The sequence below is a fragment of the Romboutsia sp. 1001713B170131_170501_G6 genome (genome assembly GCF_015668195.1).
Lineage (GTDB): Bacteria > Bacillota > Clostridia > Peptostreptococcales > Peptostreptococcaceae > Romboutsia_C.
In genome coordinates, this window is record NZ_JADPFC010000001.1 from 1,001,801 (window position 1) to 1,018,813 (window position 17,013).

Sequence of the window (17,013 nt, forward strand, 5' to 3'; positions counted from 1 at the left end):
TAACTCTTTTGAATTATGCTACTTTATTACTGTTTGCCTTTATAACTTGTTGAGCTATGTTTACTGAATGGTCAGATATTCTCTCTAAATTACTTACTATATCTAAATAAACAACTCCATTATCTATTGTGCATACACTCTCATCTAATCTTTTCATATGATTTTGACGACATACTTTTTCCATTATATCAACTTGTTCTTCCATTTTGACAACTCTTAATGCTAAATCCACATTATTAGATTCTAAAGATTCAAGTGCATAAGTATATGTACTTAAGACTTTGTTGTATATTTCAGTTAACTCACCTTTACATTCATCAGATAATTTTAATTCTTTAGTTAATATTATTTCTGATAATTCAGCTATATTTTCAGCATGATCTCCTATTCTTTCTATATCATTTACAGTATTGAATAGATAGTCAACACCTTCTCTTGAATCATCATTTAAAGTTGTTTTAGATAGCTTCAGTAAGAAACTTAGTATAGCTTTTTGTAATTCATTTATCTTTATTTCTTCATTAAATGCCTTTTTTATTTTAGCATCTGACATTTCAAGCACACCTTCCATTGAACAAATCAGAGCTTTCTTAGCTTTTTCACCCATTCTTAAAGTCTCTTTAATAGTATTTGATAAAGCTATAGATGGTGTTTCTAATATTCTTTCATCTAAGAATTTAACAGTTTTTCTCTCTTCTATTTCGTCTTCTTTCTCTGGAACTAACTTCATAGTAAGTTTCACTATTAACTTAGAAAAAGGTAATAATAGTATAACGTTAGTTATATTAAATAAAGTATGTGCATTAGCTATTTGTCTACTTACATCATTTGGATCTAAGTGTGTAACTACCATTGTTATTGGCTTACTTAGTAATAACATAAATACCAATGTACCTATTACATTAAATGTTAAATGCATTGTAGCAGCTCTTTTAGCATTCTTACTAGCACCTATACTTGATATTAATGAAGTAACACAAGTACCTATATTTTCACCATATAATATTGGTAAAGCAGATGATAATGGTAATATTCCTTCAGATGCAAGTGCAAGTAACATACCCATTGAAGCACTAGAACTTTGAACTATTGCAGTTATACCAAATCCAAGAAGTATACCAAGTATCGGATTATGTCCAAATGATACTAATGCATTAGTAAATCCTGAAAACTCTTTTAAAGGTGCAACAGCTTCCTTCATAAAATCCATACCTGTAAATAATATACCAAATCCTATAAATATTTCAGCTATTGTTTTAACCTTTGGCTTAGAACTAAATAAGTAAAGTATTATACCTACACCTAATGCCATTGGCGCTAAACCAACTAAATCTAGTGATACTAATTGAGCAGTTATAGTTGTTCCTATATTTGCTCCCATTATTACACCTATTGCTTGAGGTAGTGTCATTATACCCGCATTAACAAATCCAACTACCATAACTGTCGTAGCACTTGAACTTTGTATTATAGCTGTAACTAAAGCTCCAACTATAACCCCCATTAGTACATTACTAGTTAGAAGTTCAACTATCTTTTTTAGTTTTTCTCCTGCTGACTTTTGAAGGCCATCAGCCATCAAATTCATACCATATAGAAAAAGACCTAGTCCCCCCATCAGGTTTATTGCTATTTCCACTATATTTCTTCCTCCTTAAAACTTAAATGTTTTTAAAATTAAATAATTTTATTATTTTATTATTACAAACTTATTCTATCAAAAAAATTGTCATAATGTGTTAAGCAAATGTTAATTTATTACACCTAATGTTAAATCTATGTTAAATAAAAGTTAGTTAAATTGATTTATGTTAAGTTTTTTAAATTTAAGTTAAAAATAATATATGTTATGTAAATAAAAAAACCCATTAAATGGGTTTTATTTTCTAAAGTCTTTTAAGTTATTTTCTATGCTTAAATTTTTTAATATTGATGTTAGTAATATTTGTCTAGTTTCTATTGATTTACCAAACTCTTCAAAACTTTTCATACAATCTAATTGATAAGTTTCGATTATTCCTTTTTCTAATTCCTCTAAATGTTTTACGATATACTCCTTTATATCTTCTTTGCTTTTTAACCTATCTATTTCTTCACCTCTTAAAACATGCTTAAATATTTCAAATCCTTCACCTTTTGCTCCCCATATAAATATTCTAAATGTTATTAATGCCATTTCACAATATATACCTGCACTTATAGAATTCATATGATTTATATCTTCATACAAATGTTGGTTAAAATCAAAGAAGTTACTAGATGCTATTTCATAAGTTTTTTGAGGTTCAAATTCAATATTACTTTCAGCTATGTTTTTGTCTAAATTTTCATAACCACTACTTTTTATAAGAATATCACATAATGGTGATGTATGTATTGATAATTTGTCTTTTGATAAAAATTGTTTCATAGTTTTGCTCCTTAATTTAAAATATATGTTTATTATAACCATGAGTTTATTTTTAAACAATAGTTATTGTAGAAAACGTCTCTAATAATTAGGTTCACTAGTATTCATTTTATTATATAAGAAATCTTCATATTAATTTGTTTTTTTAATTAATTTAAAACCATACCTTATATAACTATTTAGCCCAGTAATAAACATCACCATTTTTGCTTACTGCATATATATTATCGTCTTTTGTTCCTACAGTAAGCTTATTATTCTTGATTTTTTCTTTTATATCCTTTTCATTAAACCACTTAGTTTCTATAAACTTATCATCTAGTATACTTTTTTTATCTACCGTTTCTAATGTTTTTATAAATTTATCTATTTCACCTTTTGGTATTATAAATCTTCCATTTGCTTTATTTGAATCTAAGTTGTGAACTTCTTGTATATTTGTAGCACTAGTTGGTATATTCTCAGGAATCCAACCTCTTTCTATTATATCTTTAGCATCTTTATAACTATCAAACTTATGAATTTTTATATCCATACTACATCCTGTCAATATAGTTGCCAACATTAAAAATACTATTGTCTTTTTCACTTTCAATTTCCTCCATGTATGTTCTATTTAATATTATAAGCATATTATATATACTATATCTTAAAAATTAATAAACTCAACATTAAATAAATCTTAAATTATTTAGATACTATCTAAAAATTCAATAAAAAAGACCATCTTAAAATAAGTCTAGTTAATAACAAAACTTAATTTAAAACAGCCTTATATAATTAGTATTTAACTTTTATTGATCTTTAAATACCGTATTCTCAGTTTTCCATTGTAATAATTTTATATATAACCAAAAACCATATATACCAAGAGTTATTATAGTTAATGCTAACCATTTTATATAGTTAAAAAATAGACTAGCCCCAGTACCTATAAATTCAATCCTTCTTCCTTCTATTACTGTATTTTCGGCTTCCCATCTATATTTTATACACATAGCCCATGGTGTGGCTAGCCCTAATGTAAAAACAGTTATTAACCAAGCTAATATATTAACTCCAATAAGTCCTAGTAATCCACCTTCAAATCTTGATTCCATATGTTTCCCTCCTATTACGTATATATATTATTACATATATATAAAAAAGTATATAAACTACAACTTAATTAAATCTTAAATAAACCTTAAACTTTATAAAAATTTATTGTATAGTGATTTATTCTTTTGTTATAAATTTTTCTATAAAGTTAATAATTACTTTTTCTAAGTCGCCACTATCTTCTACTTCTATTATTCTAGGTGGAGCTAATTCACCTCCATGTTCAAAGTTTACGCTTGATATTACTATTTCCTTGTCCTCATAGTCAAAGTCAAGTATTAAACCTACTAGGTTATTTAAATCTATTCTAAAATCTCCAATATCTCTTATATTATAATCCTCATACTCATCATCACCATAACTTCTTAAGTTATATATCTTTCCATCTATAAATTCTACCTTATCTAAATCTTCATTAGTCTTACCTATAGCAAAATGAAGTGCATATTCTTCTCCTAATAATAAATTAGCATAATCACTTGCATCATTTATATCTTCGTAATCTTCATCAAATGTTACTACGTCCATATAATCTCTATCTATTAGACATACTCTTGATACATATTCTGGGTACTCATGTAATAATTCATCACAAGTATCTTTATAATAGTTTATAAAATTTTCTAATCTAAATTCTTCTGGTTTTACTCTTATTGCTTGCATATTTATGTCCTTTCTATACTAATTAGTTAGAAATTTAGTATACTATAAATCTAGTTTAATTTATAGTATGTTTGTATATTTTTAATACTTATCTAATATAGAATACTATGAATTAACATTGAATATATGTTTTTTAATACAAAAAAATCCCCTATGGATTAGGGATTTTTTTGCTATGCGCCTTGTTTAGAATCAATTTAAACTCCATCTTTTAATAATATTTATCCTATATAAATAAGTAAAATGCTAGATACTAAAAGCACTATTATCTTAATGCCATCTAACTTTAGAAGGTACACAGCTAATATATCATTAAATTTTTCAAGTGAATTTGTATAATGGAGTGCCCAACCGCTAGTGAATTATTTATAAAATGTATAATCATTGCTATATTTAATATAGGCTCTTCATATTAAATCAAATTATTTAAATTCTTTTTTATCATACATCTTTATACAAATTAACATAGATATTAGAATTGCCAAAGTACTTACTATGCTTGAAATTACCAAAGGATTTGTGTTATTTATATAGTATATTGTAGATTCTAGAAATCTTGGAGGTTCTTGTAGTATATCTGCTAATGACATTGAACAAAATATAACAAAAAAAGTTACGGCAAACATCATAAGTCTTCCTTTAACAATACCAAATTTCATTATAAGTGGAATTATAGTACTTATAATTATAGTTGATGATAATATAGATGTAGTAAGTAGCAAGTCTAAAGTTATATCTATATCTATTAAATTGTAAATAATAATAACTACAATAATTGTTGTTAGCATACTTATTATTCCTACAATATATTTTGATATTACATACTCTTTTCTTTTTACAGGAATTGTTCCTATAATATTATCTATTGTACTCATATCTTCATATGACATAAGCTGTCCTACCACAGCTATTGTAATAATACCACCTAGCATACCTATAAATGAGTTTTCAAATAGTGACATAACAACCCATACTACTAATATTAGTCCTACTTGTTTAAATATAGATTTAAAGTTTATTAAACTCATTTTAGTAAGATTTATTATATTATTCATATTAATTCCCCCTCGTATAATACATTAGTATATCTTCTAAATTAACTTTGTCATAAATCACTTCTTCCCCAAATATTTCGTATGCATGTTTTACATTTGATGTTAATCCTTCAAATCCAAATGAATTTTCATTAAATGCCACTAATGCTCTTTTAGTTTCATTGTCTAATAAATTTTTACCACCCCTTATCATACTATGTCTTTCTAATATGCTATCTTTATCTCCACTTAGTATTATTTTCCCATTATATATAAATACTAAATAGTCTGAGACCTTATCTAAATCAGATGTTATATGAGTTGAATAAAACACAGTAGCTTCTTCTTTTTCTATATGTTCTTGAAGTATATCTAAAAATTCATTTCTAACTAAATGATCTAAATTCGCTGTTGGTTCATCCATTATTATAAGTTTAGGGTGATGAGATAGTGCCATTGTTAATTCAAACTTTTTCTGTTGCCCCTTTGAAAGTTTCTTATATAATTTATTTTCATCTAGTTTAAATTGTTGTACGTATCTTTTATATAATTTTTCATCCCAGTTCTTGTAAAAAGAAGATACTGATTTTTTTATATCTTTTAGCTTAGATCCATTTAAGTATCCAGGAACATCACCAATATAACCTATTAATTCTTTTGTATTTATGTCATTTTTTTCAAATTCTTTTCCAAATATTTTTATACTACCACTATCTTTAAATATCATATCCATAATTAATTTTATTGTTGTAGTTTTACCTGAACCATTTGGACCTATAAACCCTGTTATATATCCCCTTTTTATATCTAGATTATCTATATCCAAATTAAATTTATCTAAATTTTTCTTTAAATTTCTAATCTCTATCGCATTCATAATATACCTCCTTATATCTCTTCATATATACTTTTAAATATTTCTAATCCTTCTTCTAATGTTATACCTACTGATTTTACTTGTCTTATTATATCTTCTAACTTATTTTCTATTTCATATAAAGCTATTTCTCTTAATCTGTCTGTATTTTGTGTTGATACAAAAGTTCCCCTCCCTGTAACAGTTTCTATAAATCCCTCTTTTTCAAGTTCTTCATAGGCTCTCTTTATAGTTATTATGCTAACCTTTAATTCTTTTGCAAAATTTCTTATAGACGGAAGACCCTCTCCTGGCTTTAATGTTGAGTCTAATATTTGATTTTGTACCTGGCTTTTTATTTGTTCATATAAGGGTGTTGTTGATGTATTACTTATATTTATATTCAATTTTACACCTCTTTTCTTTGCTAATATTTAGTGTATATATAATGTGTATACTATATATACACACTTTATGTACACCTCATGTCAACCTATTTTTAAAATTAATTTGAAAAATTTCTATATTAATACTTTTATTTAAGTGCAGGTTTTATAGAATTATTTTGTAACAATAAATTAAATACTATTGTAATATACTAAAAATATAGTATCATTTTTAATAACTTTTTTATAATCTATTGTATATGGTTTTAAATAATGTTAGTATATGCTGATGGATATATCTTACATAAAAAGGGGGAATGTTTATGACTAAAGATATGACTACTGGTAATCCAGTAAAATTAATTTTATATTTTTCTATACCACTTCTTATAGGAAATATTTTTCAACAATTTTACAATATGGTAGATACAATAATAGTTGGTAGGTTTTTAGGGGTTAATGCTCTTGCAGCCGTTGGATCAACAGGTTCTATGATATTTTTGATACTAGGTTTTGTTTTAGGTCTTGCATCAGGTTTTTCTGTTTTGGTTTCACAAAGATTTGGTGCTAATGATGAAGAAGGTGTTAAAAAAGCTGTAGGTAATGCTATTATATTATCAATAATTATGACTATTATAATTACTATCATAAGCGTATTTTTTGCTAAACCACTTTTAAATCTAATAAAAACTCCACATGACATAATAGATGAAGCGTATTCTTATATAGTAGTTATATACGGAGGTATATTTGTTACATTTTTCTATAATATAATTGCAAGTATACTTCGTGCACTTGGAGATAGTAAAACACCTCTATACTTTTTAATTGTTGCATCTATTTTAAACATAATACTGGATTTAGTATTTATAGTTAAATTTTCTATGGGAGTAGAAGGTGCTGCTTATGCTACTGTTATTTCACAAGGTTTTTCAGGTATTTTATGTTTGATTTATACTTCTAAGAAATTTCCTATATTAAAACTAGAAAAAAAACACTTTATTTTGGATAAAGAATTTTATAAAAAGCATCTAAGCATAGGAATCCCAATGGCTCTTCAATTTTCAATAACTGCTATTGGTGGTGTTATACTTCAAAGTGCTGTTAACTCCTTTGGATCTACTGTTGTTGCTGCACACACTGCCGCTTCTAAGGTAGAACAACTTGTTATGCAACCAAGCGTAACATTTGGTGTTACTATGGCGACTTATTGTGCTCAAAATCTTGGTGCTAATAATATTGAAAGAATCAAAGAAGGGGTTAAAAAGTGTACATTGATAAATATAGCTATTGGTACTATTGGTGGGATTATGCTTATAGTACTTGGTGAAAATTTTGTTAAGCTATTTGTGTCAAATTCAGACCCGAATATAATATCATATGCTACTAAATATTTAACTACAGTTTCTTTCTTCTTTATCCCTCTTAGCTTAATATTTATATACAGAAATGCACTTCAGGGGATGGGATATACTTTCGTGCCTATGATGGCTGGTGTTTATGAATTAGTTGCTAGAACTATAGTTGCATTTACTCTGCCTTTAATTATTGGATATACGGGTATTTGTCTAGCAGGTCCAATGGCTTGGATTGCTGCATCTGTACCTTTAATTATTGATTACCATAAAAAAATTAATAGTATGAATATATCAGAGTGTTATTCATAATAAAATAAAAACAAATCTATATTTAAAAGCTAGCTTAAAAAATTTAAGCTAGCTTTTTATTCACCTACACCAAAATCAGTATTATTATATAATACTTCTATATTAGGATTTTTATCTAATAACTCTTTATATTTATTAACAAACCAATTAACTATTTCATCATCTCTTTTAACATCTGATGTATTATTTACAAATACATTTATAGTAGCATGATCGAAATTATTTAAAACTATATCCATATCTTTATCTATCATATCTTTGCTTTGACCTTTTATACCTACCATCATACATGGAGAATCAAAATAGGTTTTAAGTTCTTCTACACTTTTAAATTTAGCATTTTTATTTAAAAAATTATTTCTAAAATCATAATCAAAACTTTCTACACCTATTTTAAAAGTTATAGGTACTTCAAAATATTCTCTCATCTCTTGTATTCTATTTTTGTATGACCAATGACTTTCTAAAAATAATCTTTCAATATTTTTTTCTTTTATTATATCTTTTATTTTAGCAAGTGTAGCTTTTGGAAGTTCAAAACAACTTCCTGAGTTTATAACTTCTAAAACTTTATATTTTCCTGTTATATTTTCAAGTACTTCAAAGTTTAATTTATTTATTTCCTCTTCTGAATCTGAGTTATCTAATATATAATCACAAAAACTACATTTTCCCCATATACAAGGAAAACTTTTAAGTAATACTATTTCTCTTTGTTTTTTATTAGTTATTTCACTATATCTGTCCATTTTTTCTCCTTTATAATAAATTAGGTATCATACATAGTATAATACCTAATTTTATATATTATAATCTATGTTTAATTTAAGTTTTTAAAAATTAGTTATTATGAATTTTATCTATTTAATAATATCTGTGATTTTACATTTCTAGGAAGTGCATTTACACAAAGACCTACTACTAGTACTGCTACAAATTTATCAGTATAATCTGTAAATATTTGTGTTATAAACACACTTAATACATTTGGAACTCCGATTACACTTAGTATTTGAACTATATACGATGAACCTGATGATGTTATACCTCCAAATAAAAATGCACTTATCATTGCACTTATTATTGATGTTGGTAATGTAAATATAAATACTCCAAGAGGAGTTTTTATACCTTTTAAGAATCCTTTATTATACATTAAACCAGCTAAGTACCCTGTGCTTATTTGAACAGGAGCAAAGTATATTGAATATATATCAAAAGTCATTCCGCTTACTAAGCTTCCACATAAACCTGTTATTACTGCATATTTAGGTCCAAGTAAACATGCTATAAATATTGTTCCTATAGAGTCCATATATATAGGAAGTCTTAAAGAATAAGCTATAAATGCTCCTACTACATTTAAAGCTATCCCAAAGCTTATTAAAGTTAAGTTTCTAACGTTTAATTTCTTTTCCATATTATATCACCCCTTTTACAGAGTCTATAATATTACTTTTGTCTTTAAATATCCTTTTTAGAAACATCTTCATAAAAGCTTTTTCATCTACTTCTGTAAGTATATGTGCATTATTCTTCTCTTTATAAAAATCATATGCATCTACTATAGTTTGACCTATAGCTTTTCCTTCCTCTACTACTTCAACATAAGAATCAAATCCGCTACATAGATTTTTATCTATAAAATATGCAACTGCTAATGGATCATTTATTACACAACCTATTATGCCTTCTTGATTCCAATGAAAATCTATATAAAATCTAGTTATTTCTGTTATATATTTAGATATATCTTTATCTAATTTATTCATAAATTCAATAATATTTGGTGTTAACACTATTTTTCTAGTTACATCAAGTCCTATCATATGAATTTTTTTAGGTAAGTTTTTATAAACATATTCAGCAGCATGTGGATCTACCCAGTAATTAAATTCGGCTACTGGTGAACAGTTTCCATGACTTTTGTAAGTCCCGCCCATAGAAACAAACTCATCTAGATTATTAAAGGCTTTCTTATCTTTAATTAATGCTTTAGCTATATTGGTAAGCGGACCTAATGCTATAATAGATACATCTTTATTTTTATTTAAAGTATCTACTATAAAGTCTACTCCATCATATAAAATTTCAGCATCAACATCTTCATAAAAATTTTCTCCTATACCATCTTCTCCGTGAGTATCTTGTGCTGTTATAAGTTCTCTTTTTAAAGGTAGTTCTTCTCCTATATATACAGGTATATCTAGCGAAGAACACATTTGAAGTGCTTTTAGAGCATTTTTGGCTCCTAAGTTTGCAGGTACATTTCCACTACATACGGTAAGCCCTAATACTTCTAGTTCTGGTGAATTTAATGCTAGAAGTATTGCTAAAGAATCATCAATTCCTGGATCACAATCAATTATTACTTTTCTTTTTTTCATTTTAATCTCCTCCATAAACATTTAATGGAGAACTATACGCTTTTATTTTGTGCATTAAAAAAGCGTATCTAGGATACGTCTATATACTGCCACTATATAAATCCCTAGTTTTTTATACTTGGAGTTCTCGAACAAGTCCCAGATAACATTAAATTATCTAGTATTTTCAATTATTTTTACGGTTTATTATAGTTTTTGTCTAGTTTTTGTCTAGTTTTTTGACTTATAAACAACTAGCTAACAAATCTAATTTTACAATAAACAGTTGTGTAATTCAATAAAAATAAAATTTTATTTTTTATAATTTAGGTTTATATTATTCATGATAATATTGATAACCTAATAATATTATAGACTCATATTTAAGTGTTATTATTCATAGATTTATTATATGCTTGTTTAAAAATTTAAAGTTAGTTGGTGATATATTGAGATTATTAAGAACCTATAAAAAGCCATTAAAATTAGAAATACTAACAAGTTTACTTTTAATATTATCCACTGTGTGTGCTCTTTTTATGTACAATACTCCTTTAAGAAGTATTTATGAATTTATATTTAAAGACGTTTATATAATAAATGATTTTTCATTTCATATGTTTGTAAATGATTTTTTAATGGCTATTTTTTTTCTAGTATCCGGTCTTGAAATAAAACACGAAATACTTTATGGAAATTTATCTTCTTTTAAAAAAGCATCTTTTCCAGTTATAGCCTCTATTGGTGGTGTTCTTGTTCCCGCAGCTATATTTATATATTTAAATAAAAATACTGCTTTTTTAAATGGCTTTTGTATACCTATATCTACGGATATAGCTTTTGCAGTAGGAATATTTTTACTTTTTTCTAAAAAACTTAATCCATCACTTAAAGTATTTTTACTTTCCTTAGCTGTTGTAGATGATTTGATTTCGATAATAGCTATAGGTGTAGTTTACTCATTAGATATAAATTTAATCTATTTATCTATAGCACTTTCAATTGTGCTTTTACTAATTATAGCAAATAAAGTATTTAATATTTACAGCATATATTATTACCTTATATCTGGTTTATTTTTGTGGTATTTCATTTATTTAAGTGGAGTTCACTGTACAATAAGTGGGATATTATTAGCTCTTACAATTCCTTCACGTAATAATAATGGATATAATACCTTAGAAAGACTTCAGAGGATTTTAGTTCCTTTTAATAGTTTATGTATAATACCACTTTTTGCATTTGCTAATACAGGTATTTCTCTTACTTCTAGTATAGGTTCTTCTGATACAAATTCTTTAGTCTATGGTATAGTTTTAGGGCTTTGTTTAGGAAAACCTTTAGGAATAATGCTTTTTAGTTTTATTGGTTGTACTTTTAGAATTGCTGAAAAGCCCTCTGGTATAAGTTGGTTAGCTGTATTTTTAGTATCATTAATTGCAGGTGTTGGTTTTACAATGTCTATCTTTGTATCTGAAGTCGCATTTATAAATAATATAGCTTTAATTGATATTTCAAAAAGAGCTATATTGATATCTTCTTGTATATCCATATTATCTAGTATAGTTGTAATAAGTTTTTTTGATGTTAGAGTTAAACTTATGCTTAAGAACAAAAATTCTTTAGTAAATAAATATTACATATCATAATAAAAGGTGTTATCTCTATTATTTGCTGAGATAACACCTTTTATTTACAATTTAGCCTTTTCATTAACTAAAATTACTTCTTTTATAGCCTCAATCACTCCATTATCATCATTAGATTTAGCTATAAATCTTGCCTTAGACTTTACTTTATCTTTAGCATTCTCCATTGCAAAACTATAATATGCAGACGCCATCATTTCTAAATCATTCATATTATCACCAAATACCATAGTCTCATCATATTTTATATTAAATTTATTTTGAATTATTTCTATTCCATTTTTCTTATCCCCAGTATATCTACATATATCAATAGAAAATCTCCCAGATATAGTTACCATGAACTCATTGTTTAAAATTTTAAGTTTCTTCCAATTTTTATTAATAGCACTTGGTCTTCCAAAAACTGTAACCTTTATAATATTGTCTTTTATTTTCATAATATCCTTAGTATATTTTATATTAAGTCCCCATAGAATCCCTATGAACTTAGCAACTTTACTCTCACTATATATAATATCTTTTCCACAATAAAGTGTATTGTGCTTAAAAAATTTTCTTACAACTATTGCTATCTTTTTTAACTTATCTTTTTGTATATAGTTCTCAAAAATAACTTTACCTTTATATTCTATATAATTTCCATTGTTTGCTGCAAATACAATATCTTCATCTATATCTTTAAATACTTTCTTTAAAGAAAATATATCTCTTCCACTTATTGCTGTAAATATTATATTATCTTCTTTTAATTGTTTTAATATCGTATAAAATTCTTTGTTTATCTTTTTCTTTGAATTCAATAAGGTTCCATCCATATCAGATGCAATTAATTTTATCATCTGTACCTCCTAAAATTTCTAATCCTTATAATTTAATATAAAATATATTTATGTATAAATCATATACCCTTATTAACTTTCTTTAAACTAAAAATACTCCCTAGTAAACATACTAGAAAGTATTATAATATATATCTTTTTTAACTTTTTTAAAAATTTATCTAATAATAACTTATAAAAATACTTAATGTCTATTATTCTTCATTTTTTTTGAAAAATATCTACTTATAAAATGAAAGCTTATTATTTTTTGAGATCTTTGTCAATTTTAATACGAAGTATCCAATAAATAATATACTATATATACTTAATTTTAATATATCAACTTTATCATCATTTAAAATTGAAAGTACTATATGTACATAAACTAATATATAAAATGGATAAGCCAATCTTTGTAACTTTTTCCACTCTATATACTTCATTTTAGCTCTTACTTTTTTAAGAGATGTTATAAACAATGGAATCATTATTATAAATGCTATTAAACCAAAAATTAAATATATAATATAAAGTTTAGTTATGGGCTTATAATTAAGTAATTTTACTATAAAACGTACTAAATACATTATACAATGAGGAAATATTAGTATAGATCCTAAAATAGCAGCCTCTGCTCTTATTCCTAACAATTTTTTCGTTATTTTCCATCTTGGATTAAGTGCTCCTGCAAACATTACTAGTACAAAAAATGCTATTGAAAAATTTCCTTTCATAGATGCTTTTTCAAATTCGCCTATAAATCCTTGTAATTTCATATCTGATGTTAACCTAAATATTTCATAAATTACTGTTGATGTTGCTACTATCGAAGCTATTAAATAAAATAACCTTGAATGTTTTCTTATGCTAGATGTAAAAATTAGAGCTAAAGCCACTATAAAAATTAATGAATAAACTAATCGCATATTAATTCTCCTTTTCAATTTATATTGATAATCATTATTATATTTTACTGTTAATACCTTGTCAATAGTTTTAATTAGAATTCTTATAAAATATCATATGGAAAAATTTACTAAATAACAAATTGTAATATTTCTTTAAATTTTTAGATTTTTGAATTTAATTTATATAGTTTTAATTTTATTCATATAAATTTTCTAAATGTATATACTCTACTATAGATATCTTTTCCTAATCCCAACCTTACTTATGATAAAAATATTGCATAACATATTTATAAATTATACGAATTATAAAAAATTAATATTAAAATGAGTCATTAATGTATGGCTCAAAAGGGGGAATATTTATGGATAATCAAAACAATTTTAAGCCATTTATTCCTGCTAATAAAATAGTTCCTGAGTTTACCGTTACATCAATAGTTCTTGGGTGCTTATTAGCTGTAATATTTGGTGCTGCAAATGCTTATCTAGGTCTTAGAGTTGGTATGACAGTTAGTGCATCAATTCCTGCTGCTGTTATATCAATGGGTGTTTTAAGAGTTATATTAAGAAGAGATTCTATACTAGAAAATAATATAGTACAAACAATAGGTTCAGCTGGAGAATCTTTAGCTGCTGGTGCTATATTTACATTACCTGCTATGTTTATATGGATGAAAGATTGGGGACTTGGAAGTCCAAGCCTAATTAAAATTGCTATTATAGCTTTATGTGGTGGTGTACTTGGAGTATTATTTATGATACCTCTAAGAAAAGCGCTTATTGTAAAAGAACATGGTGTATTACCTTATCCAGAAGGTACCGCTTGTGCAGAAGTTTTACTTGCTGGTGAGGAAGGTGGATCTAAAGCATCTATAGTATTTGCTGGTCTTGGTATAGCTGGTTTATACAAATTTATAGGTGATGGTCTAAAACTATTTCCAACAGAAATTGAATGGGAAATACCTGGATATCACAATGGAGCCTTTGGTATAGATGTATTACCTGCATTACTTGGAGTTGGTTATATATGTGGATTCAAAATATCTGGATATATGTTTGCTGGGGCTATAGTTGGTTGGATAGCATTAATTCCATTAATATCACTATTTGGTGCCAATATGACACTTTATCCTGCCACAGTTCCTATAACTGAACTAGGATTTTGGGATATATGGGATAATTACATAAGATATATTGGTGCTGGAGCTGTTGCTTGTGGAGGTATTATTAGTTTAATAAAATCACTGCCTCTTATAATAGACACATTTAGAAAAGCTATGAAAGATTATTCTAATTTAGATAAATCTGAAAGTTCACTTAGAACTGATCAAGATATGTCTATGAAGATAGTTTTATTTGGCTCTTTATTAGTAGTTATAGCCATATGGTTAGTTCCTTCTATTCCAGTTAATCTTGTTGGAGCACTTTTAGTTGCTGTATTTGGTTTCTTCTTTGCAACAGTGTCTTCAAGACTTGTTGGTATAGTCGGAAGTAGTAATAACCCAGTTTCTGGTATGGCTATTGCTACACTTTTAATAAGTACTATGGTGCTTAAATCAACAGGACTTGTTGGTCAAGATGGTATGATGGGTGCAATAGCTATAGGTTCTGTAATATGTATTATAGCTGCAATTGCTGGAGATGCTTCTCAAGACTTAAAAACAGGTTATATTGTTGGTGCAACTCCTAAGAAGCAACAATATGGAGAGCTTATAGGTGTATTAATTTCTGCTATAACTATAGGTGCAGTTCTATACTTATTAAATGCTGCTTGGGGATTTGGTTCAAAAGAAATACCAGCACCACAAGCTACTCTTATGAAATTAGTTGTTGAAGGTGTTATGGAAGGAAATCTTCCTTGGACTTTAATATTTGCTGGTGCAGGAATAGCTTTTGCTGTTGAAATAATAGGAATACCTGTACTACCATTTGCAGTTGGGCTATATCTTCCAATACATTTAAGTGCTGGAGTAATGGTTGGTGGTATTATTAGATTATTCTTTGAAAAGAGAAAGAAAGTATCTGAAGATGATAGAAAAGAACAAATTGATAGAGGTATATTATATACTTCAGGGCTTATAGCTGGTGAAGGATTAGTTGGAGTGTTACTTGCTATATTTGCAATAATAAATGTTGGAGAATCAAGTCTTGCTGATACTATAAACCTTTCTTCTTCTGTTAATTTAGGTCAAATAGGTTCTATTATAGCATTTATAATACTAATACTTACATTATTTAAGTTTACTATCTCCTATAAAGATAAAAACAGCAGTAAAACATCGTAGAATATAAAAAATATATAAGCATATACTTAAGTAGGAGAAATTTTCTCCTACTTATTTCTTTAATTAAAGAAAAGTTGTTTATTTTAAATTTGTAGGAGTGGTATTATGAAAAAAAATGATAAAAACTACTTAGACTTTATTCCTATCAAAAACTCAAAAATAACTTGGTATGAAGATAACTTAGGAATAGTAACATTAGAAATAACTAGAAAAGGATTATTTGATAAGATTGCTCAAAATTTATTTAAAGTCCCAAAAAGTAGTTCTATAAAATTAGACAAACTAGGAAGCTATGTATGGAAAAATATAGATGGTGAAAGCTCTATATACGATATATCTAAATATGTTAAAGCTTCATTTGGAAAAGACTGTGAACCATTATATGAAAGATTGATTACATATTTTACCATACTTAAAGATAATAAATTTGTTTCTTTAAAAAAGGATGGTAGATAATGGATATTATTATATACATATTATTATTTGCAGTGGCAACAATAATTATTTATACTTGGGGACTTATAAAAGAGAGAAATAAATCTAATGATTTACTAGACTTACTTTATAATAAATCTTATAAAGCTGTTATGAAAGCTTTTAAAACTAAAAAAACTTTATCTAAAAAAGATATTGAGAATGAAATTTTAAATCTAAAAGCTTCTTTATTTTACTCTAAAGATAAGTTAGTTATAAAAGATCCATCTCATATATCTAAAATACTTATTGGAAAAATGCTCAAAGATGGTATTATAGAAAAAACTACCAATGGATATAGTCTAAAATAGTTAAAACTATATTTGATTTATAATTATATAATGAAAAATATTTTTAGTTAAATTAAAAAATGAGCTATTTAAAATA

The 17,013-nt window shown here is 26.2% G+C and carries 18 protein-coding genes and 1 riboswitch; of the genes, 5 read left to right on the forward strand and 13 right to left on the reverse strand.

From position 1 onward, the window contains the following. Positions 1-13: 13 nt before the first annotated feature. The 8 genes from I4U89_RS05060 to I4U89_RS05095 form a co-directional block, all read right to left on the reverse strand. Entirely contained in the window at positions 14-1,639 is a 1,626-nt protein-coding gene (locus I4U89_RS05060; RefSeq protein ID WP_092925788.1) for a Na/Pi cotransporter family protein, read from the reverse strand. Between the two features lie 240 nt (positions 1,640-1,879). Further along, complete coding sequence (locus I4U89_RS05065) at positions 1,880-2,410, reverse strand: hypothetical protein (protein ID WP_195938938.1); 531 nt, start codon at positions 2,408-2,410, stop codon at positions 1,880-1,882. A gap of 175 nt (positions 2,411-2,585) precedes the next feature. Beyond that, positions 2,586-2,999 carry a membrane lipoprotein lipid attachment site-containing protein gene (locus I4U89_RS05070; RefSeq protein WP_195938940.1) on the reverse strand — a complete coding sequence of 138 codons (414 nt, stop codon included), beginning with the start codon at positions 2,997-2,999 and terminating at the stop codon, positions 2,586-2,588. A gap of 205 nt (positions 3,000-3,204) precedes the next feature. Next, entirely contained in the window at positions 3,205-3,510 is a 306-nt protein-coding gene (locus I4U89_RS05075; protein WP_195938942.1) for a hypothetical protein, read from the reverse strand. Between the two features lie 118 nt (positions 3,511-3,628). Continuing rightward, positions 3,629-4,174: a hypothetical protein gene (locus I4U89_RS05080; protein WP_195938944.1), complete on the reverse strand. Its 546-nt coding sequence runs from the start codon at positions 4,172-4,174 to the stop codon at positions 3,629-3,631. A 422-nt stretch (positions 4,175-4,596) separates the two neighbouring features. After that, complete coding sequence (locus tag I4U89_RS05085; RefSeq protein WP_195938946.1) at positions 4,597-5,229, reverse strand: ABC-2 transporter permease; 633 nt, start codon at positions 5,227-5,229, stop codon at positions 4,597-4,599. 1 nt (position 5,230) lies between these two features. Next, a complete protein-coding gene (locus I4U89_RS05090; protein WP_195938948.1) occupies positions 5,231-6,085 on the reverse strand; it encodes an ABC transporter ATP-binding protein in 855 nt (284 codons plus the stop codon). Between the two features lie 11 nt (positions 6,086-6,096). Next, complete coding sequence (locus I4U89_RS05095; RefSeq protein WP_195938950.1) at positions 6,097-6,471, reverse strand: GntR family transcriptional regulator; 375 nt, start codon at positions 6,469-6,471, stop codon at positions 6,097-6,099. 302 nt (positions 6,472-6,773) lie between these two features. Here I4U89_RS05095 and I4U89_RS05100 point away from each other — a divergent pair, with 302 nt between their 5' ends. After that, on the forward strand, positions 6,774-8,117 hold the full coding sequence (locus I4U89_RS05100) for an MATE family efflux transporter (RefSeq protein ID WP_195938951.1): 1,344 nt from the start codon (positions 6,774-6,776) through the stop codon (positions 8,115-8,117). 56 nt (positions 8,118-8,173) lie between these two features. Here I4U89_RS05100 and I4U89_RS05105 read toward each other — a convergent pair whose 3' ends face one another. The 3 genes from I4U89_RS05105 to I4U89_RS05115 all read right to left on the reverse strand — a co-directional run bounded on the left by I4U89_RS05105 (position 8,174) and on the right by I4U89_RS05115 (position 10,504). Continuing rightward, on the reverse strand, positions 8,174-8,866 hold the full coding sequence (locus I4U89_RS05105) for a radical SAM protein (protein ID WP_195938953.1): 693 nt from the start codon (positions 8,864-8,866) through the stop codon (positions 8,174-8,176). 107 nt (positions 8,867-8,973) lie between these two features. Beyond that, positions 8,974-9,537 carry an ECF transporter S component gene (locus I4U89_RS05110; RefSeq protein ID WP_195938955.1) on the reverse strand — a complete coding sequence of 188 codons (564 nt, stop codon included), beginning with the start codon at positions 9,535-9,537 and terminating at the stop codon, positions 8,974-8,976. A gap of 1 nt (position 9,538) precedes the next feature. Then, positions 9,539-10,504 (reverse strand): nucleoside hydrolase, encoded by a 966-nt coding sequence (locus I4U89_RS05115; protein WP_195938958.1) that lies wholly within the window; start codon positions 10,502-10,504, stop codon positions 9,539-9,541. A 98-nt stretch (positions 10,505-10,602) separates the two neighbouring features. Further along, positions 10,603-10,646, reverse strand: a riboswitch (PreQ1 riboswitch). Positions 10,647-10,932: 286 nt separating this feature from the next. Between I4U89_RS05115 and nhaA the strand changes: the two genes are divergently transcribed. Beyond that, a complete protein-coding gene (gene nhaA, locus I4U89_RS05120) occupies positions 10,933-12,132 on the forward strand; it encodes a Na+/H+ antiporter NhaA (RefSeq protein ID WP_195938960.1) in 1,200 nt (399 codons plus the stop codon). 44 nt (positions 12,133-12,176) lie between these two features. On the opposite strand, the gene I4U89_RS05125 is transcribed toward nhaA, so the two are convergent. Then, positions 12,177-12,974 (reverse strand): HAD family hydrolase, encoded by a 798-nt coding sequence (locus I4U89_RS05125; RefSeq protein ID WP_195938962.1) that lies wholly within the window; start codon positions 12,972-12,974, stop codon positions 12,177-12,179. A 221-nt stretch (positions 12,975-13,195) separates the two neighbouring features. Further along, positions 13,196-13,882, reverse strand: a complete 687-nt coding sequence (locus tag I4U89_RS05130) for a ferric reductase-like transmembrane domain-containing protein (protein WP_195938964.1) — start codon at positions 13,880-13,882, stop codon at positions 13,196-13,198. Between the two features lie 347 nt (positions 13,883-14,229). Between I4U89_RS05130 and I4U89_RS05135 the strand changes: the two genes are divergently transcribed. From I4U89_RS05135 to I4U89_RS05145, 3 genes are all read left to right on the forward strand, one after another. Beyond that, positions 14,230-16,152, forward strand: a complete 1,923-nt coding sequence (locus I4U89_RS05135; protein WP_195938966.1) for an OPT family oligopeptide transporter — start codon at positions 14,230-14,232, stop codon at positions 16,150-16,152. Positions 16,153-16,257: 105 nt separating this feature from the next. Beyond that, the gene (locus tag I4U89_RS05140; RefSeq protein ID WP_195938968.1) at positions 16,258-16,608 is read left to right on the forward strand and encodes a PqqD family protein; all 351 of its coding nucleotides are present in this window, start codon (positions 16,258-16,260) and stop codon (positions 16,606-16,608) included. After that, on the forward strand, positions 16,608-16,937 hold the full coding sequence (locus I4U89_RS05145; protein WP_195938970.1) for a hypothetical protein: 330 nt from the start codon (positions 16,608-16,610) through the stop codon (positions 16,935-16,937). The genes I4U89_RS05140 and I4U89_RS05145 overlap by 1 nt, the downstream gene beginning before the upstream one ends. The last annotated feature ends 76 nt before the right edge of the window (positions 16,938-17,013 follow it).

Bases quoted from the DNA above. Each gene is read 5' to 3' on its own strand.
- I4U89_RS05115 (WP_195938958.1), bottom strand. From the start codon at position 10,504: ATGAAAAAAAGAAAAGTAATAATTGATTGTGATCCAGGAATTGATGAT.
- I4U89_RS05145 (WP_195938970.1), top strand. From the start codon at position 16,608: ATGGATATTATTATATACATATTATTATTTGCAGTGGCAACAATAATT.
- I4U89_RS05085 (WP_195938946.1), bottom strand. From the start codon at position 5,229: ATGAATAATATAATAAATCTTACTAAAATGAGTTTAATAAACTTTAAA.
- I4U89_RS05110 (WP_195938955.1), bottom strand. From the start codon at position 9,537: ATGGAAAAGAAATTAAACGTTAGAAACTTAACTTTAATAAGCTTTGGG.
- I4U89_RS05090 (WP_195938948.1), bottom strand. From the start codon at position 6,085: ATGAATGCGATAGAGATTAGAAATTTAAAGAAAAATTTAGATAAATTT.
- I4U89_RS05100 (WP_195938951.1), top strand. From the start codon at position 6,774: ATGACTAAAGATATGACTACTGGTAATCCAGTAAAATTAATTTTATAT.
- I4U89_RS05075 (WP_195938942.1), bottom strand. From the start codon at position 3,510: ATGGAATCAAGATTTGAAGGTGGATTACTAGGACTTATTGGAGTTAAT.
- I4U89_RS05105 (WP_195938953.1), bottom strand. From the start codon at position 8,866: ATGGACAGATATAGTGAAATAACTAATAAAAAACAAAGAGAAATAGTA.
- I4U89_RS05140 (WP_195938968.1), top strand. From the start codon at position 16,258: ATGAAAAAAAATGATAAAAACTACTTAGACTTTATTCCTATCAAAAAC.
- I4U89_RS05135 (WP_195938966.1), top strand. From the start codon at position 14,230: ATGGATAATCAAAACAATTTTAAGCCATTTATTCCTGCTAATAAAATA.
- I4U89_RS05065 (WP_195938938.1), bottom strand. From the start codon at position 2,410: ATGAAACAATTTTTATCAAAAGACAAATTATCAATACATACATCACCA.
- I4U89_RS05130 (WP_195938964.1), bottom strand. From the start codon at position 13,882: ATGCGATTAGTTTATTCATTAATTTTTATAGTGGCTTTAGCTCTAATT.
- I4U89_RS05125 (WP_195938962.1), bottom strand. From the start codon at position 12,974: ATGATAAAATTAATTGCATCTGATATGGATGGAACCTTATTGAATTCA.
- I4U89_RS05080 (WP_195938944.1), bottom strand. From the start codon at position 4,174: ATGCAAGCAATAAGAGTAAAACCAGAAGAATTTAGATTAGAAAATTTT.